This window comes from Planococcus sp. CPCC 101016, assembly GCF_007859295.1.
In the GTDB taxonomy this organism is placed as follows: Bacteria; Bacillota; Bacilli; order Bacillales_A; family Planococcaceae; genus Planococcus.
In genome coordinates, this window is the sequence record NZ_VOHB01000004.1 from 14,228 (window position 1) to 34,669 (window position 20,442).

At 44.1% G+C, this 20,442-nt stretch carries 20 protein-coding genes; 6 read left to right on the forward strand and 14 right to left on the reverse strand.

What is annotated here, in order from left to right:
- The 8 genes from FQV26_RS14395 to FQV26_RS14430 form a co-directional block, all read right to left on the reverse strand.
- A partial coding sequence (locus tag FQV26_RS14395) for a PH domain-containing protein (protein WP_146558838.1) occupies window positions 1-313 on the reverse strand: 313 nt, incomplete at its 3' end.
- A 143-nt stretch (window positions 314-456) separates the two neighbouring features.
- Window positions 457-1,977 (reverse strand): degradosome RNA helicase CshA, encoded by a 1,521-nt coding sequence (cshA, locus tag FQV26_RS14400; protein ID WP_146558240.1) that lies wholly within the window; start codon window positions 1,975-1,977, stop codon window positions 457-459.
- 334 nt (window positions 1,978-2,311) lie between these two features.
- Window positions 2,312-3,010 (reverse strand): alpha/beta hydrolase, encoded by a 699-nt coding sequence (locus tag FQV26_RS14405; protein WP_146558241.1) that lies wholly within the window; start codon window positions 3,008-3,010, stop codon window positions 2,312-2,314.
- Between the two features lie 77 nt (window positions 3,011-3,087).
- Window positions 3,088-4,443 carry a UDP-N-acetylmuramoyl-tripeptide--D-alanyl-D-alanine ligase gene (locus tag FQV26_RS14410; protein WP_146558242.1) on the reverse strand — a complete coding sequence of 452 codons (1,356 nt, stop codon included), beginning with the start codon at window positions 4,441-4,443 and terminating at the stop codon, window positions 3,088-3,090.
- Between the two features lie 13 nt (window positions 4,444-4,456).
- Entirely contained in the window at window positions 4,457-5,527 is a 1,071-nt protein-coding gene (locus FQV26_RS14415) for a D-alanine--D-alanine ligase (protein ID WP_146558243.1), read from the reverse strand.
- A 73-nt stretch (window positions 5,528-5,600) separates the two neighbouring features.
- Entirely contained in the window at window positions 5,601-5,918 is a 318-nt protein-coding gene (locus FQV26_RS14420; RefSeq protein WP_146558840.1) for a DMT family transporter, read from the reverse strand.
- A complete protein-coding gene (locus tag FQV26_RS14425) occupies window positions 5,918-6,265 on the reverse strand; it encodes a DMT family transporter (RefSeq protein WP_146558244.1) in 348 nt (115 codons plus the stop codon). The genes FQV26_RS14420 and FQV26_RS14425 overlap by 1 nt, the downstream gene beginning before the upstream one ends.
- 277 nt (window positions 6,266-6,542) lie before the next feature.
- Window positions 6,543-7,313, reverse strand: a complete 771-nt coding sequence (locus FQV26_RS14430; RefSeq protein WP_146558245.1) for a hypothetical protein — start codon at window positions 7,311-7,313, stop codon at window positions 6,543-6,545.
- A gap of 159 nt (window positions 7,314-7,472) precedes the next feature.
- On the opposite strand from FQV26_RS14430, the gene FQV26_RS14435 reads away from it, so the two are divergent.
- Complete coding sequence (locus FQV26_RS14435) at window positions 7,473-8,654, forward strand: FtsW/RodA/SpoVE family cell cycle protein (protein ID WP_146558246.1); 1,182 nt, start codon at window positions 7,473-7,475, stop codon at window positions 8,652-8,654.
- Between the two features lie 27 nt (window positions 8,655-8,681).
- Here the strand turns inward: FQV26_RS14435 and FQV26_RS18835 are convergent, their stop codons facing one another.
- Window positions 8,682-8,822, reverse strand: a complete 141-nt coding sequence (locus FQV26_RS18835; protein WP_186759981.1) for an Lmo0850 family protein — start codon at window positions 8,820-8,822, stop codon at window positions 8,682-8,684.
- A 419-nt stretch (window positions 8,823-9,241) separates the two neighbouring features.
- On the opposite strand from FQV26_RS18835, the gene FQV26_RS14440 reads away from it, so the two are divergent.
- On the forward strand, window positions 9,242-10,579 hold the full coding sequence (locus FQV26_RS14440) for an MFS transporter (protein WP_146558842.1): 1,338 nt from the start codon (window positions 9,242-9,244) through the stop codon (window positions 10,577-10,579).
- Window positions 10,580-10,628: 49 nt separating this feature from the next.
- On the opposite strand, the gene FQV26_RS14445 is transcribed toward FQV26_RS14440, so the two are convergent.
- The 3 genes from FQV26_RS14445 to FQV26_RS14455 all read right to left on the reverse strand — a co-directional run bounded on the left by FQV26_RS14445 (window position 10,629) and on the right by FQV26_RS14455 (window position 13,507).
- Window positions 10,629-10,892: a DUF5658 family protein gene (locus FQV26_RS14445; protein ID WP_146558247.1), complete on the reverse strand. Its 264-nt coding sequence runs from the start codon at window positions 10,890-10,892 to the stop codon at window positions 10,629-10,631.
- Window positions 10,893-11,262: 370 nt separating this feature from the next.
- On the reverse strand, window positions 11,263-12,123 hold the full coding sequence (locus tag FQV26_RS14450; protein ID WP_397431272.1) for an SDR family oxidoreductase: 861 nt from the start codon (window positions 12,121-12,123) through the stop codon (window positions 11,263-11,265).
- 91 nt (window positions 12,124-12,214) lie between these two features.
- Entirely contained in the window at window positions 12,215-13,507 is a 1,293-nt protein-coding gene (locus tag FQV26_RS14455; protein WP_146558249.1) for an MFS transporter, read from the reverse strand.
- Between the two features lie 114 nt (window positions 13,508-13,621).
- Here FQV26_RS14455 and FQV26_RS14460 point away from each other — a divergent pair, with 114 nt between their 5' ends.
- On the forward strand, window positions 13,622-14,845 hold the full coding sequence (locus tag FQV26_RS14460; protein WP_146558250.1) for a helix-turn-helix domain-containing protein: 1,224 nt from the start codon (window positions 13,622-13,624) through the stop codon (window positions 14,843-14,845).
- A gap of 16 nt (window positions 14,846-14,861) precedes the next feature.
- Here the strand turns inward: FQV26_RS14460 and FQV26_RS14465 are convergent, their stop codons facing one another.
- Entirely contained in the window at window positions 14,862-16,412 is a 1,551-nt protein-coding gene (locus tag FQV26_RS14465; RefSeq protein ID WP_146558251.1) for a GNAT family N-acetyltransferase, read from the reverse strand.
- A gap of 16 nt (window positions 16,413-16,428) precedes the next feature.
- Window positions 16,429-17,544, reverse strand: coding sequence for an NAD(P)/FAD-dependent oxidoreductase (locus tag FQV26_RS14470; protein ID WP_146558252.1), 1,116 nt, complete (start codon window positions 17,542-17,544; stop codon window positions 16,429-16,431).
- 167 nt (window positions 17,545-17,711) lie between these two features.
- Here FQV26_RS14470 and FQV26_RS14475 point away from each other — a divergent pair, with 167 nt between their 5' ends.
- The 3 genes from FQV26_RS14475 to FQV26_RS14485 all read left to right on the forward strand — a co-directional run.
- Entirely contained in the window at window positions 17,712-18,560 is an 849-nt protein-coding gene (locus FQV26_RS14475) for an MBL fold metallo-hydrolase (protein ID WP_146558253.1), read from the forward strand.
- Between the two features lie 181 nt (window positions 18,561-18,741).
- Entirely contained in the window at window positions 18,742-20,007 is a 1,266-nt protein-coding gene (locus tag FQV26_RS14480) for a glycosyltransferase (protein WP_146558254.1), read from the forward strand.
- Window positions 19,967-20,442: HAD-IIB family hydrolase (locus tag FQV26_RS14485; protein WP_146558844.1), on the forward strand; the 476-nt coding region annotated here is incomplete at its 3' end. The genes FQV26_RS14480 and FQV26_RS14485, both read left to right, overlap by 41 nt.

Genomic DNA, 20,442 nt, shown 5'->3' on the forward strand with positions numbered 1-20,442 from the left:
GCTGAACACGCACCATCGGGACCAATGTCCGGGTTACAATAAACAAACCATGCTGCAATTCAATTTCCTGTTCCCTTACCTCGTAGCGCCAGCGCTGCCAACGGATTTTCGGGAACAAATAAATCAGCAGGAAACCGAACAGCAAGATGACTGATCCGTAAATAATATACAGCCATTGCGGCCAGTCAAAAAAATACGTTAAAACTCCCGCTCCGATGGCAATCAGTGCAATGACAGCCGTTTCCATGCTGCCGTACACACGCCAGACGGTTAAGCCTTTTCGTGAAATTTGGTTTTTCGGTTGATTGTTCATTCGCTTCTCTCCAATCGCGTACCTCTCCATTATACGATTTACTCCTCATAACGTTTCATCCAATTGTAACCGATATCGGGACAGCAAAAAAGGACGCAGGCAAAACAGTTTCCTGTTTGCTTGCGTCCTTGAGTTATTCGGTATTAAGATTCGCTGCGGCGAGTCGTACGTCCTGGACGTCCGCCCCCGCTTCCGCCTTCACGGCGTCGGCTTGCGCCTGAGCTCGCTCCACGGCTTGATGAAGATGGACGAGATGAGCTTGAAGAACGATTGCCTTTATAACCGCCGCCTCCGCCACTGCGTCCGCTTCCGCCTTTACCTTTATATCCGCCGCCTCCGCGTGATGGCAAAGGACGTTCTTCGGAAATAGAGACTGGAATATCTTCCGGTTCTTTAGTCATTGTTTTAAGAGCAGCAGCAATCAAGTCGACCGCATCATGCTTTTCAAGCATTTGTGTCGCAAATTCACGGTAATCGCCAAGGTTGTTTTTCTCTGTCATTTCAAACAATTGTTCCATCGCAACGCGTTTTTGGCCCAAAACAGCTTCATTTGCAGTCGGAGGAACTAGAGCTTCCATTTTTTTCTTAGTCGTACGTTCAACAATTCCCAAGTAGCCCATTTCACGTGGTGTTACAAACGTGACTGCGACTCCTTTTTTACCTGCACGGCCAGTACGGCCGATACGGTGAACATAGCTTTCAGGATCTTGAGGGATATCAAAGTTGTATACGTGCGATACGCCTGAGATGTCAAGTCCACGAGCAGCTACATCTGTTGCAACTAAAATATCAATTTTACCTGCTTTGAACTGTTTCAAAACTGACATACGTTTCGCTTGGCTCAAATCGCCATGAATTCCTTCAGCTAGGTAGCCGCGGATATTCAAAGCTTTTGCTAATTCGTCAACACGGCGTTTTGTACGTCCAAAGACGATTGCAAGCTCTGGCTGTTGAACATTCAAAAGACGTGAAAGAAAATCAAATTTCTCACGCTCTACAGATTTCACGTAAAACTGCTCGATATTCTCAACAGTCATTTCTTTTGATTTAATTTTAACGATTTCAGGAGTTTTCATGAATTTCTCTGCAATGCGGCGGATTGCATCCGGCATAGTTGCTGAGAATAACAATGTCTGGCGAGTGTCAGGAACACTTGACATGATTGTTTGAATGTCTTCGATAAAGCCCATGTTCAACATTTCGTCTGCTTCGTCAAGGATCAATGTATTTACATTATCCAATTTAAGAGTACGGCGGTTGATATGGTCTAATAGACGTCCTGGAGTACCAACGATAATTTGTGGGCGGTTTTTAAGTGCACGGATTTGTCGGCTGATTTCTTGGCCGCCGTATACTGAAAGGATGCGCACGTTTTTATCTTGGCCCAGTCTGTAAAGTTCTTCAGAAACCTGGATAGCCAATTCGCGTGTCGGTGCGATGATTAGTCCTTGAACATTACCGTCTTTAGTGTCGATTTTCTCAATCAAAGGAATTCCGAAAGCAGTTGTTTTACCAGTACCCGTTTGAGCTTGTCCGATAATGTCCTTGCCTTCCATTCCAAGACGGATTGTTCCCTCTTGAATCGGTGTTGCTTCTTCAAACCCCATGCGTTTTACGGACTTTAAAGTTGTTTCGCTAATATTTAACTCTGAAAATTTTACCAAATTTTTCAATCTCCTTTTGTCTTCATCTGATTTACAAATGGTGTACATTTTAGATGAATTAGTGACAAGAGTCGAGCCTTTATGAGGAAGTTTCACGTCGAAAATCATACTCTGTAGTTTTAAGTCAGAGGGGATGTGTGAACAGAAAAAGCTCGGGCTTTGCCGAGCGGTCTGATCGGCGGGTGTTTGATGCCCTATCTATAGAACAAACCGTTTTGCTCAAAAAAATACTCTTCACAGGGAAGAGTGTTTCAAAAATGTATCCATTGCTCTCAAAAGAGTAACATGTTTTTTTTCCATTTGCAATCAATACGCAAAGGTTCCAATAATCAGTTTACTCTGCGCCTTTATTCATAAACTCAAAAACTTCTTTGAACCAATCGTCGCAATCATCGCTGTAGCAAATTAAGTGCTTGCCGGATTCCGAATGAATCATATGCTTTTCAGAAGAACCGATGCGGTCATGGATGAAGTCTGCTGCAGAAGCCGGAACTACACTGTCCTTGCCGCCTTGCACGATGCATACCGGCACTTTGATTTTGTCATAATATGGTTCGACCATCTTCACCACCCGGAGAAATTCAACGGTGGAACTGACAGGTGTATTCATTAGCTTGTATTCATAAAGATGAAAAGAAGCATTCTCCGCTATTTTCCCAGCTAAAACATCTCTCATTGCTTCCTGCACTTCTTTAAAGATCTGAGCGGGACTGATGTATTTGGCAGCTGCGCTCAGCAGAACCAATCGGTCGATCTTGTAGCGCATCGCCAAATACATGGCAATCAGTCCGCCCATCGAAAACCCTACAATGATAATGCGGTCCGCTGATTTCTTCAGTCTTTTCAGTGCCAGCTCCGCCTCCATCATCCAGCTTTCAGCTGAAATGCTCTTTAGCGCGAGTTTTTCGCCGTGCCCTGGGAGAGTCGGGATTTCAACGATCCAGTCGGTATGCTCCGTTAAAAAATCAGCAAATGGTTCAACTTCAAACGGACCTCCTGTAAAACCATGGATACAAAGAACGCCGGTTTTCAAATCATTTCCCTCTTTTCACTGCTAACAGCATCCAGTATTCTCTAACCTATTCTATGTCCATGCCTAATTTTTCGTTGTCAGCTGTTGAAAGGTTCGATAACCTTTTCCAGCGCCATGCCACGGGATCCTTTAACTAAAATAACCGAATCCTTGTTGGTGTATTTTTTCAATAAGTCGACGATCGGTCCATAGTCAGCTTCACTCCATAACAATTTGCCACTATAATCAGCCTGCAATTTGTCATAAAGCCATTTCATGCGTGGACCGTACAAACAGACACCGGTCAGAGCATCAGAAATGTACTTGCTGAGCGCTTCATGATAGCTCTGTTCATCATCGCCAAGTTCCAGCATGTCGCCCAATACGACCCATTTCTTATCTTTCATGGTCGTTTCACGAATGAAATTCAAAGCGGCATTCATGGAGGATGGAGCTGCATTATAGGCGTCGTTGATAAAAATCGCACCATTGTCCGCTTGAATCATCTGCATCCGCATGTCTGTCAAAGCAGCTTCTTTCAAAGATTTGCGAATCTGCTCTTCAGACAAACCAGCTTCAAGAGCCACCAAAATGGCTGCTAAAGTGTTTTTCACTTGGTGCTCGCCCAATACGGGAATTGTGAAAGCGGCGTCTATAATTCCGCTCACCATAAAACTGCTGCCATTTTCAGTAGCTTTAATATCAGTTACCGTCAATTCGTTATTGTCATCGAATCCAAAAGAAACAGCCTGAGGAAAAGATTCCACGAACGGGTGCAGCAAAGGTTCGTCACCATCATAGAAAAGTTTGCCGTGCTGCTGAAGACCTGCAGTGATTTCAAACTTTGCTTCGGCAATGGCTTCACGAGATCCAAGATCCTGCAAATGAGCTTCTCCTATGTTGGTGATGATAGCGTAATCTGGACGCGCCAACTCAGACAAAAATTCAATCTGCCCTTTGCCGCTCATGCCCATTTCAAGGACTGCTACTTTAGTGTCTTCATCCATAGACAAGATCGTCAAAGGCAGACCCAGCTCATTATTGAAATTCCCTGGTGTTTTCTGCACTTTGAAATAAGGCTTTAATACGCTGGCAACCAAATCTTTGGTTGAGGTCTTGCCATTGGAACCTGTGATTCCAATGACCAGTGCCGATAATTCATCGCGATAGGCACGAGCCATCTCCTGCAAAGCCACTTCACAATCATCTACAAAAAGCAAAGGCAGATCTTCAGGCGCCCCCGGTTCGTCGCGTTGCCATAAAGAAGCGGATGCACCTAATTCGATGGCTGAACGGACATACTTGTGCCCATTCACTTGTTCGCCACGGAAAGGAATGAACAAATCGCCCGGCTTGAGCGTTCTCGTGTTAATCGAGACCCCAGTAACGTCAAAGCCTTTTAAATTAGTTTTGATATCCAGCCATTTGGCTACTTGCTCAATCTTTTTTTTCATTTGGCTTCTCCATTCAATCTATTTTAACTTGTAGTAATTGTTTTTCTTCATGCCGTTCAATCGCTAAAGCGATGAGCTTTTCAATCAACTCCGGATACGGTAAACCTGTGTGCTCCCATAGCAGCGGGAACATGCTATAAGGAGTAAAACCAGGCAAGGTGTTCACTTCGTTTATCAAAATGTCATTGGTCTCCGTTACGAAAAAGTCCGCACGGACAAGCCCGGAGCAATCCAGTATCTTAAAGGCTTTTTTAGCAGCCGCTTCCAGTTTTGCATAGACTGCTTCGTCTAATTCAGCTGGAATGATCATGGCTGTATTGCCGTCTTTGTATTTTGCCTGATAATCATAAAAAGCTTTTAATGGTTTGATTTCACCTGCTACGGAACAAGCCGGCTCATCGTTTCCAAGAACGCCGACTTCGATTTCACGAGCGACCACTCCTTGTTCAATTACAATTTTGCGGTCAAATTTGAGCGCTTCTTTTACGGCACCAATCAATTCTTCGCGATTATCCGCTTTACTGATACCGACACTCGACCCCAAATTGGCCGGCTTTACGAAAACTGGCCATGCAAGTTCCGCTTCTACCTTTTTCAGCCAAAATTCCTGATTTTTGTCCCACTCTCTTCTTATAAAATACACATAAGGAGTTTGTTCTAAACCTGCCTGTTCAAACAATTGCTTCATCACTACTTTGTCCATCCCTGCTGAAGATGCCAGTACACCGTTTCCAACGTACGGAATGTTCATCACTTCAAGCAAACCTTGAACGGTTCCATCTTCTCCGTTTGGTCCATGCAATAAAGGAATGATAACATCCAGCGCTTTCCCACTCTGAGCGGGAAGAAAACCGGAGATGTCATTTGGCTTTGAAGACTGCCCATCCAATTGAAGCTGCTCAATGGTCTTTGCCGTTTCTTCAAGACGGGCGCCCTTTCTCCACTCGCCATCCTGCGTAATATAAATAGGATAAACTTCATATGCATCAAAATTAATTGCTTTTGTAACTGCCAGAGCTGTAGACAGAGAAACCTCATGCTCTGCCGACTTGCCTCCATATAATAAACCAATCTGTTTTTTCATCAAAGAAACCTCATTTCATTTTCCATATTGCTTAGTTTATCACGAACCTACAATGACTAATAATTTTTTCATGTTAGCCGCCAAAAATTTTTAACCCTGCTACTCCGGCAATAATACAGGAAAGGAAAAACAATTTCGCCGGCTGGCGGCTCTCGTTGAAGAACAGCATGCCGACCAAAACACTGCCAGCCGCGCCGATACCTGTCCACACAGCATATCCCGTGCCCAGCGCAATAGTGGTTAAGGCCAGTGACAGCAAATAGAAGCTGAGTGCACCACTTATAATAGTTAACCCTGTATATAATTTTACTTTAAAACCTTCTGATAATTTCATCGTTGTGACAAAAGCCACTTCAAATAGCCCCGCAGCAATTAGAATCAGCCAAGCCATCATGGCCGCACTTCCTTCTCAGAGGCTTCTTTCCCATCCAATACCTTCAACCCGATAATACCGAAAAGCAGCAGACTTAAAAAGAACAGTTTTTCCAAACTGGCATTTTCATTGAATAGCCAAATACCAAGGACAGCTGTTCCTGCAGCGCCTATACCTGTAAAGACTGCATAAGCTGTACCAATCGGTATTGTCTTCATTGCTGTAGCAAATAACAGAAAGCTGATGGCGATAAAAATCAATGTTACGAGAGAAGGAACAACATTCGTAAAGCCATCAGCAAGCTTCAAGCCGATCGCCCAAACAATTTCTGTCATTCCTGCGATCATCAGATAAATCCAAGCCATATGATTCCCTTCTTCCATATTCAAACCTGCTGCACTTTTATCTCTATATATCGAACCGATAGGTCTTCACTTGCCGATATTCTTAAACCAGCAGCGGCTCTTATTTTATTGAATAACTGGTTCAACACCAGCTCTTCCGCGGGTTTTCTGAATTAAAAGACCGACTTTTTCTCCAGCTTTCCCATATAGGAGAAGCGGCGTATGACATAATGTTTTTAAATTCAATTTAATCCACATCAAAATCCAGCCCGAAAAAAATGATACCTGTTTCCAGGTATCATTTCCATACTTTTTGTTTTCTATCATAAATGATTTTGCGTGAAATCCCCTGTTTCGTGTATTCTTCGATATCGGACCAGAATTCATCTAGAAAAGAAATCTCTTCTACCGGCCGAATATGCAGCTCGATTGTATTTTTGGTTTTTTCGGGGTCTACTAATGAAATGAGTACGCCTTCCCGGTAATTCTTTTTTAAAGATTGCAATATTTCAGCTGGCAATTCCGGGATGAGGTCTTTAGATTTACGCCGCCAGAAATTCTGTCCATTTTCTTCCCGGCGAATCAGATACGTAAAGTAATTACCAACAAGCTCATTCAGGCGTTCTAATTTGCGGAAGTATATTTTTGTGGTTTCCTCTTCTTCGCTAGACAAATAAACAAATTCATTTTGAAGGGTTGAATAGAACGGTGTTTTAATTGGTTCTTTTTTATGGCCGATGTACAGCAATTCAGCTTGCTCCTGCGGCGTAAGGGAATTCAATTGTTTTTCACTTTTAAAATCAATCCAGCAAAATTCGCTTTTTTTGTTTGCACGTGCTTTTCGCAGCTGCCCAAACTCTTCCTGTGTGGCGAATTCCATATGAGTGTGCATGTTAAAAGAAGCATCTTCATAGGGGTGCTTTAGCAACAGCAGGTTTTTAGGCAATTTCATGGCATCCAAAAAATGGGCAAAGGTAAGTCCGCTAAATAAGGCAAAATGATCAGATTCGTTTAGATAGATATATAAATGCTGTATGTAGGCGTCCGTGTTCAACGGTTTTTTTACCATATCCCCCACTCCATTCCACTTCTTATTATACGACCAAAACAGTTAAATATGAAACATCTCTGCTCCAAATGCGTCATTACTTTTGTCATGCGCATATTACAGATATATACGTTATAATATATTCCGACTCATAATAATAAAAAGTACAGGTGAAAATACATGCAAACTAATAGAAGCTTCACCGACCGGATTGATTGGTCGTTGGCTTTCATCCTATTTCTCTTCTTCATTGTCAGCTTGGTGGCTATTTCCTCCGCCCAGACTTCAGGACAGTATTTAACTAATTTCGTCCCAAGACAGGCTATATTTTATATCATTTCTGTCGGAATGATTGGCGTGCTGATGTACTTTGATCCAGAACAATACAAAAAAATGGCTTATTATTTATACGGCTTCGGTATTTTTCTGCTTATACTGTTAATGATTTCCCCAGATGGCGTAGGACAAATCGCCCAGCCCGTCAATGGCGCCAAAGCCTGGTTTCATACCCCATTTGTCAATATCCAGCCGGCCGAATTCATGAAAACCTTCTATATCCTGGCACTGGCAAAAATGATTTCGTCCCATCATGAACAAAACTTATTGAAAACGATCAAATCCGATTTTTATCTACTGGGAAAAATCGGACTTTGTCTGGGCATTCCCCTCGGCTTCATCTTACTTCAGCCCGATCTTGGGACAGCACTTGTGTTCATCGCCATTACGCTGGCGATTGTCGTGGTTTCAGGAATCTCCTGGAAGATCATTGCCCCTAGTTTTGGCGGCGTAGCCATTATCGGGGCATCGCTGTTGTGGATGACCATTCATGCACAAGAGTTTCTATCCAGCGCATTCGGCTTGAAACCTTATATGTTCGAACGCATCTATACATGGCTTGATCCTTATTCCTATGCTGAATCAGGCGGCTATAATCTGATTGCTGCATTGAACGCCATCGGATCAGGCGAAGTATTCGGCAAAGGTTATCAAGGACGACAGGTTTATGTACCGGAAAACCATACGGACTTTATTTTCACGGTCATTTCGGAGGATTTCGGTTTTATCGGAGCCAGTGCGGTCATCATCTTATTTTTCATGCTGATCTACCACTTGACTAAAATCACCTTGCAATTCAAGGATACCTTCAGCACTTACGTATGCGCAGGAATTATTGCGATGATCACCTTCCATGTGTTCCAGAATATCGGGATGACAATACAACTCTTGCCAATCACTGGAATACCGCTTCCGTTCATCAGTTACGGAGGCAGCTCATTAATCGGGAATATGTTAGCTCTCGGAATCGTCTTCAGCATGAAATTCCATCATAAGAATTACATGTTTGATAAAAACAAAAAATAAAAACTCCGACGCTTGGCGTCGGAGTTTTTATTGTTGAGACTGCGTTTGAATCGGTTGAGGCAAAGCAATCGCTTTTATTAATTCCACGCGGGATTTTGTGATTTTTGCTTGGATTCCTAGTTTCGATAAATTTGAAACAATGTTGCGAACATCTACGTTTTTCGCCATCCATATCACCTCTTTGTGTTTTTCGTTATCTATAAGGACGAATCTCAACCTGCCGTGTTTCATGTGCAGAGTAGTTATTATTGACTTTTCTGTGTCTATGCTTATAATACCATCATTTCAGAATTTTAAACTTAACATTTTGATGACAATTGATAAGATGGTGTAAATGACTTGGTTTATGTACCCCTTATACCTATATTACAGCTAAAAATAGGATTAGGAGGATCTTCAGATGAGCGAATTAATCGAAGAACCTTTGCACTGAAAAACTCTTGTCGAAGAAGGGCTTCAAAAATTGCTGGTGTTTCAGAGGCCAGCGTTAATTTCGCTGCCGAAAAAGCTTCAGTAGTCTACGATGATAGATACGCAGAAAAAAGTAGAGCCGTTAAGATACGGTGTACAGTTCCGTATCGGTTGTAATGAATGCCTGGCGCCTCCAGCATGTCAAACTGGATAAAAAGCAAGAAGTTATCAAGAGAGCCAGAAATGGCCCTCTTTTTTCCGGTCATTGTCCTAAAGCTGAAACAAGAGTAAAATGGGTGCATATTCTTTTGAGAAAGCAGGAATTCCTTATTATGAAAAAAACTATTTTATTGCTGATGTCCGTCCAGTTTTTTGTTTACCTCGGATTCGGCATTATCATACCGATTTTACCCGAAGTCATCGTTCAACAAGGCTACTCGGAAATCCATGTCGGCGGTTTGATCACTATCTATGCCCTGTCTTCTTTTTTTACAGCACCGCTGTGGGGGAAACTTTCCGATAAGACCGGCCGAAAAAAACTGATTCTCCTGGGCTTGGCGGGATTCAGTTTGAGCTTTTTCCTATTCTCGCTGTTTCTTGACAACCTCACGCTGCTGTATCTTTCACGCATTGTCGGCGGCTTGTTCTCCGGGGCGCTTTATACTGCCGTGACTGGCTATGTAGCAGACATTACGACAGACGAAGAACGCAATAAATATATGGGGCTGCTTGGCATGTCGATTGGCCTCGGCTTCATTTTCGGGCCTGCAATCGGCGGTTTGCTCGGCGCCGTGTCCTTGTCCTTGCCATTCACAGTTTCTGCGGTTCTGACTCTGCTGCTGATGATCTATGCAAGCTTAGTTTTAAAAGAGCCTGTCCGTAAAGGTCAAGCGGTGAAACGCGCACTTCTCCCGAAAGGTTCTAGTACGCTTTGGCAATTCCGCGTCCGCTACTTATTTTTATTTTCCTTTATGGTAACGTTCCTGCTGGCAGGATTGGAATCGACCTTCCAATTGTTTCAGATCGACCAAATTGAAATTACGCCGCTCCAGCTCGGGTATTTGTTTATAGCCAGCGGCTTTGTCGACGCCGCCATACAAGGCGGCGTTGTTCGCCGCATAAAAGATGGCACCGAAACCCAGTGGATCATCGGTGCGCAAGTCGTTACAGCTATCGGATTGGTGATTATGCCTTTCACCACCAGCCTGATTTTTGCCGGCGTTGCGCTCAGCATCTTCACTGCAGGCAACGCTTTGGCGCGGACTGCATTGGTGTCCCTGACATCAAAAGAATCTGGGGGCAAATATGGCACAGCTGCCGGTATGACCTATTCAATGGACAATCTTGGGCGAATTATCGGTCCCTTGACATTCACCTGGCTTCTAACTCTTCAAGCTGGCAGCATCTATTATTTTTCGGCAGCTTTGGCAATAGCCAGCATCCTGCTGATTGTTCTTTACAAAGCTTCCAATAAAACTTTGCGAACGACAGAAAAAACCAGCATCTCTGTCTAGCTGGTTGTCATCTTTATGTAGACATCGCTTTCAGCGATGTTTTTGTATTTCACACGAGCAAAGCGAAAAGCCAGAAGAAATGCAGCAGCAAAATGAAAGAATAAAGCATGTTGACAAAAGAGAGGACATAGCGCCACTTACGGGATTGGATCCGCACGAATGGCGTATAAAGAAAGCTGAAAAGACAAAGAGACAATAGCAGTTTGGTCACCAAAAGAGCTAACGGAGAAAACGAAGCCAGCAATGGATTGGCTTCGGTGATGGCACCCAGCGAGAGCCCTGTGTAAGTCAATAATCCATCAAGAAAATTCAAGATTATCAAGCTCCAAATATGCTTTTTTAATGGCGTCTGATATTCTTCTGCCTGCATCTTTTACACCCACTTACTTCATCAGTAATGTGTCCTTAGTAACAACTTACCCTAGAAATATTTTTCTTAGACAATAAATACAGGTATTTATTCATATAAAATTTAATTAATTTTGTTAATAAAAAAAGAATTCGCAATAAAACAGGCAGACATCAAAAATGATGCCTGCCTGTTTTATTGAATTTGATTGCTTTATTTAATTTCTGGACGGTATGGGCGCTTCGCTTTTCTTATTGTCTAGACTCCAGCGCCCAGCTCCTCGGGTCATAAGCCATTCTGGCTGTGCGGCTGAAAACGTGCCGCTTCCGCTTTTCTAGTAAGGTGTTCCTCCATTTATGTGGAGAACTTGTCCTGTTACATAAGAAGAATCGTCGGAAGCTAGATAAACGTAGCCTGGTGCCAATTCGTCTGGTTGGCCCGGCCGCCCCATCGGCGAACTGGTTCCGAACCCTTCTACCGTATCAGCATCAAAAGACGCTGGAATAAGCGGTGTCCAGATCGGACCCGGCGCTACACCATTGACTCGAATTCCTTCTTTTACAAGAGAACCGGATAAGGCACGTGTGAATGCCAGAATCGCCCCTTTGGTAGAGGAGTAATCAATCAATGTCGGTTCGCCACGGAAAGCCGTAATGGACGTTGAATTAATAATGGATGCCCCAGGTTTTAAATGGTGGAGTGCTGCTTTGGTCAAATGGAACATACTGAAAATATTAGTACGGAATGTCCGCTCCAATTGTTCTGCCGTAATGTCTTTCAGCGACTGCTGGACATGCTGTTCTGCTGCGTTATTGACCAATACATCCAATTTGCCGAATTCATCGATCACTTTTTGGATTACTTCCTTGCAAAACGATTCGTCACCGATATCCCCTGCAATCAATAAGCAACGACGGCCTTCCTGTTCGACAAATTTCTTTGTCTCTTCCGCGTCTTCATGTTCATCAAGATAGGAAATTGCCACATCTGCCCCTTCTTTTGCAAATGCGAGTGCTACGGCACGTCCAATCCCGCTGTCCCCTCCGGTAATCAAAGCAGTTTTACCAGGCAGCCGATGAGCCTGACCCGCAAGGTTTCCTTTAAAATCAGGTTTGGGATTCATCTCTGTCTCAAATCCAGGTTGCCGCTCCTGTTCCTGTGCTGGTACATTTTCTGGTTTGTTCTTATCCATCATCCGTCATCCTCTCAAGTTAAAGTGTTGTATTTTCGATTTTTCCCTTTTTCTTACAAACTAAACACATTTGCAAAAAACCGGTCCTTCTGACTTACAAAGGTTCTGGCTGGTTTGAAAGGATTTTTGGCAGTTCAGGATGGGCTTCTTTGAGGACTGATGGCCGCATTAAATAGCTCGTTAATGCAATCAGACAAATACTGCTTACACCCACAACATATTGAGCAGGCACCAGATCATACAACAGACCGAACAATAGATAACCGAGCGGCATCATGGCCATTGCCATTGACTCGAGAATACCGAAAACACGGCCCCGATATTCTTCTTCCACATCCTTTTGCATCATGACGCCAATCGGTGTGTTGACAAAAACATTGGTGATGCCAAAAAGCAGCATCAGTACCAGGAAATAAACAACTGTCATTCCGTAAGACATTCCGACTACAAGCGGAACTCCCATTCCCGCAAGCAGCACAGACATGCCCAATATTCCTCTTTTGGCAAACTGCAAAGGAAATTGCACTTCCTTAGTGACAGAAAAATAAATAGACGCAGCAAGCATGCCAACAGCAATCATTGCTTCAATCATTCCAAAATGCGTGGCTTCCACCTGCAATTGCTGAACCGCAATAAATGGCAAGCCAATCATTAAGGAGGAGAAAAAGAAGTTGATGCCGATAGCAGTCGTTACGATTACCATGATGACCCGATTGGACTTAAGGTAGGAAAAGCCCTCTTTCATTTCTGTCAACATCGTCTTTTCCAATTCATTTACCCCTTTTGCTAGACGGACAGTAAATAATTTAAAGTTCATCGTCGACTCCAGTAAAACAGCTAAAGCGTATGCGGCAACTTGGATCAGCAGGAAAACGTTCATGGAAACGAAACCAAAAAGAATGCCGCCTACCACCGGTCCGCCGATTGTTGCGATTGAAATCGCTGATTGGTTAAACCCCATCGCCCGTTGAATACGATCTGGATCAATTAAGTTGGCGATTGACGAAGAAAACGTGACGCTCGTGAACATCGAACTGATGGACAGCAATGCAGTTGTCGTATAAATCGCCATTAGCGACAGACCATTCATCATGCCGTAAAAAAGCAGGCCTGCTACCGCCAACATACTGGCCCCTTGAGACAGGATGACAATCGCTTTTTTCGAATACTTATCCGCTGTATACCCAGCAAACGGAGCCATAAGAGACCTCGGCAAAATGCTGCAGATCAAATTAATCGCAAAACTTGCGGCTGAACCGGTCAGTGACAAGACGTACAAACTGATGCCAAATGCATAGACAGAGCTTCCAAATGTCGAAATCAATTTACTGATGGTAAAGGTATAAAGATGATACGTAGCTCGTTTTATGCGTGCCGCCTCGTTCATATTTCTCACCCCTCAGATAAAGTTTAATTTAATTAAACAAAATATAACACGAGAAAACTGGCATAGCAAGAAAAAGTTTAATATAATTAAACTAAAGAAAGGGCAGGTGATCAAATGGCCACTTTAGGCGACCGCATCCGAGATTTACGAAAACAAAAAGGCTTGACCTTACAAGCTTTAGCAGGCGATCAACTGACAAAAGGCATGTTGAGTTTGATTGAGAACAATAAGGCAAATCCGTCAATGGAGAGTCTTTCTTATATAGCAGAACGATTGGAAGTAGAACGCAATGAGTTGTTGGAGGACATTCCAACCAATGAATTAAGGCGCTTGTTGGAAGAAGTTGAGCAGCTTTATACACAGGAAATCATCAGCGATGAATTGATTGGAAAGTACAAGGAGATTGTTGAAAAAATAAAGCCCTATATTGAGAAAATGCCGTTCCGTTATGAATCTGCACGGCTTCTCGAAATTTACAGTCGTTGCAGCTACCACGCCCACCAGGATGGCTGGCAAGAACCTTTAGCAAAAGCGGAAGAGATCTATGAAAGCTTGCATATGATTAACCAAAGTGCAGACCTTCATATTTTTAAGGCAATGATGTCTTTTACAGAACATCGCTACAGCGAAGCACTGGACACACTTCAACGATCCAGGAAGACATTTGAAGCCCGCACCGGCGTTTTGGATCCATTAAAAAAGCTGGATTTCGATTATTATGAGTCTATTCTTTATTCAGCTGTCGGCGACGCCAAAAACTCGAAGCGTTTAATGGAGGAAGCCATCAATTACTCCAAAGAACAGCAGCTCTTTTACCGCATCGATGCGCTTTATCGGCTGGCGGGTTTTCAAGCCATACTGAGTGAGGATCCCACAAGCAAAGATTACTATATCGCCAAGCTTCGCCTGTTTGCTGATTTTACAGACGATGAAGAAATCGAGGCCTTTGCGGATGCCATAGAAATTCATTACTTGAACTCTTTTGCGCACGACTACGAAAAAGCCAATGCATTGATCGATCGGAATTTGGAAAAACATCAAGAAGATAAAATCTTTTTGTTCGCCTTGGAAAAAGGAAAAGCTTTATACGGGATGGGACAGCTTGAAGAAGCCTTAGCTTGGCTGAATAAACACCAGCTATGGGAATTCCTCCACCATCCTTACGATCTATCAATGCATTATGAAAAAGACGCATACCTGGCATTGATCTATATGAAAATCGGGAAAAATGAACTTGCTGCAAAGCACGCTGACATCGCCAAAAACCTGATAGAACCTATGCCGGATTTGCCTTACAAAACATTTATCTTAACCGTCTATGAACAAGTGACTTCATAACGAAAGCCCGCCATATCTAATGGCGGGCTTTCGCAGTTGCATGATAACGCTCATAATAACTATAGAACTCCAGGAACTGCTGCCAGTCTTTCTCGAATTCCGGCTGGATGCAGGATATTTGAAATAGACCTCTGGTTTTCAAATAAGCACTCGCTGAATGCAGTTCGAATCCCGATAAATGGGCGTCTTGTACCAGAAACCGTGTATCGTCTGTTACCTTAAAAGTCCGGGACGTGGGGTAGCCGGCCGAAAGAACGGGCCAGTCTTCCGTCTCCTTCTGTAATTGCCTGAAACGCCTATTCAAAAGTTCATAGCGCTCGGGATAGGCGGCTAAAGCGCATTCGAAGCTTTCAAGCAAACTCGAAGGAAAGGTAAAGGGAATATTCGCAGAATAAAGCCCCAAATCCAAATAACTCGGCAGGCCTTGGTTTGGCGTGATTTTATGATGCGCAAAGACTATAGCAATTCCGCTCATCGTGCCAATCGCCTTGCCACTTGTCGCTGTCGCCAGCCAGACATTCTCCAAAGAGAACGGCACTGCCCCAAAACTGCTGATGCAATCGATACATAGCTTAATATCCCATTGTTTGCAGACATCTGTTATTGCAAAAAAATCATTTAATTGGCCAGTTGAGGTTTCTCCGTGAACCATAAGCAACCACCCATAGTCTCCTGTTGCTAACTGTTCTTTAATTTTTTCAAAGTCGAAGGCTTGGCCCCACGGGTTTTCAGTCACTTCATAGTTTAAGTTCAAGCGCTCCGCTTGTCTGGCCAGCCTCCTGCCAAATTCCCCGTTGACCAGAATAAGCCCTTTCGTCCCCAATTCGGTCAGTTGGGCAAGCATCGCTTCATTCGCTAAAGTTCCGCTCCCAGACAATAAATGAGAGGATGCTCCTGTCATTTCAAAAAGCATCCGGTCCACTTCCTGCCGAACGCCATAGAAAGCTGCAGAGCGGTGAGAAAAGGGCATCTTTTGAAATGGCGCTGAAATTTCCGCGGCCAAGGCGACCGGACCTGGTACAAACTGCCGACGTTTTGACTGAAGCCTTGCAGCCGCAGAGTCAAGGTATTGCCGGCGCGTCGTGACCATTGGAATGAAAACAGCTTCACCAGTGCCCACCGCATCCGCAAACGCCCCGAAACCCAGTTGGGCGTATAATTTCAATTGCCGTGTCGTGCCGGAAATGACCGCAGATTCAAAGCCTTGCTCCAAGCAAAAATCGGACAAAGCGCTTGCCAAAAGGAAAAAGACACGGCCGTTGCGATGCGCTTTTCGGACAGCAAGGAGTCGGATTTCACAAACCTTTCCCATATCCGGCAGAAAATTTTCGACATTGCCGATTTTTAGATCCAATGAAAAAGGGCGCTCAGACCGCAATGCAATCATTCCCACAAGCTCCACCCCTGACAAGACAATTAAATACGTGTTCTGTTCATGAAATGGATCGGTACGTCTGCCACTGGCATCTGGCTGATGTTGAGGAATTTCTTCCACAAACGTCTCATAGTTCAAACGCGCAATGTCATCAAACTCCGCTTTTGTCCGGGCAATCTTGCACCAATACATAACTGCCTGCCCCCTTTTACTTCTTCATTGCTTCTTCTACTTGATAAAGACTCAAATCGATCTCTACAGGTTCCCCGAGCACAAGTTTCGCCAACTGTTCACCCAAATAAGGTCCGGCTGTCAAACCAGAGGCGCCAAGGCCATTTGCCGCAAAAAAGTTCGGCTGTCCCGGAACTTGCCCCATGAACGGCAAGGCACTTGTTGTTGCCGGCCGAAAGCCTGTAGCAGCACCGGCTATCTCTGTCTCCCCAAGCCCAGGTGCAGCTTCCAATGTTTTATCAAGAATATGGTGGACGCCGCCTGCTGTCAGCTTTTCATTAAAGCCGGCGCCATTTTCATGCGTCGCCCCTGCAACGATTTTGCCGTTATCAAAAGGCACGATGTATTGTCCATAAGGAACCATTGCAACTGGCCATTCGCCGGTCATCTGCTCTTCCGCCTGTAAATGAAGAATTTGGGCTTTCTGCGGTACGATATCCAGATCAATGCCCAAGGGTTTGAATAATTCCGCAGCCCAGGCCCCGCCTGTCGAGACGATTCGATCTGCAAGCAGCGGATCTCCATCTAAAGAAACCCCAATAACCAGCGTGTCTTCAATCAATAACTGCGCATTTCCTGTCAGGCATTTCGCTCCGAGCCTTACAGCCGCTGAAATTAAGGCATCTCGAATGGCCCGTCCGTCAACCCGCGCAGCTCCACTGACCCACAACGAGCCGTATTCCTCGGTGGCATAAGGGAAGAGCGCTCTCGTTTCGTCTGAAGAAAGTCTCTTAATGTCACCCATTTCCGGGGCATCCACTCGCCGTTCATAGGCTTTCTGCTCCATTTTATCCAATTTGCTGTCTTCATGGATGCTGACTATGCCAACTTGTTTATAGCCGGTGTCTGTCTCCCCCAAAGCTTCAAGTTGACGAATCAGTTCGGGATAATACTTGGCTCCATTTTTCGCTAGACCGTACCATGCTTTATTCCTCCGCTGTGATATCCAGGGGCAGACGATTCCTGCTGCAGCGCCTGTCGCCTGTCCTTTATCTCCACGGTCTATCAATACCACCGATGCTCCCGCTTTTGCAGCGTGATAAGCAGCAGAGGCTCCTAAAATTCCTGATCCGATAATAATCAATGATTTCATTTAAACACCCAGTTTCACAAAGTCTTATATCTTTATTCTAATCCAGTCAGCAAAGAGACTCAAATCCATTCCAAAAATTTTACAGTCGGCGGATTCAAATTCGGATTTTGGGGGTAAAGCTATATGTAGGAAGAAAGCGGACTTTTATTAGAGGAGGAATCAGCCCCATGGAAAGAAGTTCAGCAACTGAAAGCATTTTACCTATGACATCTATTCGAAGCGGGTCGGGAAAAGAAATGACCCCCGATGTTTACTGTTATACCGTTCAAATAGCAAATGTCTTCTTTATCGGAAATCCCAATGTCAGCAACGAATGGGTACTGGTTGACGCAGGCATGCCGCATTCTGCGAATAAAATTCTTAAGGCGGCGGAAAACCGCTTTGGGCCTGATCATCAATTGAAGGCCATTATTTTGACGCATGGCCATTTTGACCACGTTGGCGGCCTGATCGATATTCTGGAACAGTACAAAGTTCCGGTTTATGCACATCCTCTCGAATTTTCATACTTGAAAGGCATAACCGATTACCCAGAACCTGACACCTCAGTTGAAGGCGGTTTGGTGGCCAAAATGTCTGGCATATTCCCCGTCAAAGCCATCGACATTTCCGCTCACCTTCACGAACTGCCATCTGATGGCAGTGTCCCGGGCATGCCTGGTTGGCAATGGATTCATACCCCAGGACATTCTGCAGGCCACATTTCTTTGTTTAGGGAACGAGGAGGTCGCGTTCTGATTGCAGGAGATGCTTTTGTTACAGTGAAGCAGGATTCTCTATATAAAGTTGTTCGGCAGAAAAAAGAAATTCATGGGCCTCCGGTCTATTTGACGACAGATTGGCGCGCTGCGTGGGAATCTGTTTGCAAGCTTGCGGACCTGGAGCCTTCTATCGCTGCAACCGGACACGGCAAGCCGATAAAAGGCGCCGCCCTCGCTAAGGGATTGGTTTCCTTAGCCGAAAATTTCCAAAAAACAGCAGTTCCTGCTCACGGAAAATACGTGCATACGAAATAAAGCAATTGCCAGCAAAGACAGCGGTAATTACCGAGCCGCTGTTTTTTGCTGATTTTTATGTTATCTTAAAAGAAGGAAAATTCAAAATACGATGTTTAAGATTTTAAAGCTGCGGGTATACTTCATAAGCATGTTCTGTATAACAGACATATCACGTAAGATAAAAAGGAGTTGAGCTACAATGAGTAAGAAAGCATTATTTATTTCGGATCATGGTGATCCTTTAGCTAAACTCGGTGGCAAACAGGCGGGTGGCCAAAATAATTATGTGAAACAATTAGCGCTTGCATTAGAAGATAAAGGATGGCAAGTTGACGTTGCCACACACTGGTGTGATTCTTCAGCCCCTAAAATAGAAACGTTCGGAAACGCATGCCGTGTCATCAGACTTGAAGCCGGACATAAAGGCTTTGTTTCAAAAGATGAAATGTATTCTATGCTTCCAGCTTTTTATGAAGAACTAAAAAGCACAGTTAACCTTGAATCTTATGCTATTGTTCATACACACTACTGGCTGTCAGGCTTAATCGGAAAAAAACTGAAAAAAGATTTTGGTCTGCCATATGTGCACACTGCACATTCACTTGGATGGGCAAAAGAAAAAGCGACGGGAGTCCATGATCAGCGACGCATCAATGCAGAAAAAGCGATATTGAAAAACGCTGATCAAATATTGGCGACTACAAATAACGAAAAACAATTAATCAAAACTTTTGTTGATTCTCCTTCTCCCATCAAAGTTATCCCCATCGGAGTAGACCAGGCATTCAAGGTGCGTGGCAACCGGACACATTTACGCAGAAAATTCGGCTACAGTAATCCTCTCTTTGTTTTTGCGGGCAGACTGGAAGAGACTAAAGGAATCTATACATTATTGAAAGCTTTTCAATTGTTGGCAAACAAAACAGGATCGGTTAATACCCCTCATCTCGTCATAGCTGGCGGCGATGTGGAGGCTATAGATTTAGAAACAAAATTACCGAAAGACGAAAAATTGCGGGAAGCTGTCAGAGGCATCGAAGATCGTGTCGAGTTCCTTGGACCCCAGTCTCAAGACGAGCTTGCCTTATTATTCAACTCAGCCACGGCAACGATTGTTCCAAGCTTTTATGAATCGTTTGGAATGGTTGCTGCAGAAGCACAAGCTTGCGGCAGTCCGGTAATCGCGTCAGATGTTGGCGGGTTAAAGAATGTTGTCCAAGACGGCATTACCGGACTCCTCGTTGAAACGAAAAACGAAATTGATTTGGCAATCGCAATGGAAGTCTTGTCAGTAAACACGCTATTAACGGAGCGATTAAGCCGACAAGCAGTGCAAATCGCTCGTAAAGATTTTGATTGGGATGCCATTTCCAAACGGATAAATTCATTGTATGAGGTGATCATTGGTGCACGGAGCAACGCATTTGTTAGCAACAGATTTGGACGGGACGCTGGTGGGCGATAAAAGCAGTTTAAAGAAACTGCTGGATTTTTATGAGAGCCGGAGCTACGAAGTTTCCCTAATCTATATAACCGGACGCCATTACCAATCGGCACTGTCACTTATAAAAGAAGAAAATTTACCAGTTCCCCACGTGCTGATTACAGACGTGGGAACTGGCATTTACATAGGAAACCCTTTGGAATTGGATCTGGAGTGGAAATCGCACCAGGAACAATCTTGGATGCCTGAAAAAATAGAAGCCATTGCCCGCGAAGTTGCAGGTCTTGTTTCTCAGGATTTGCCCATTACCAACCGCTGCTCTTATTTCGTGTCTGACTCTACTGTGGTAGAAACTTTTCGCTCGGAACTGGAAAAAGCAGGCATTCCATTTAAACTGATTTTCAGCGGCGGCCGGGATGTAGACATCCTTCCGCCCGAAAGCGGCAAAGGGCAAAC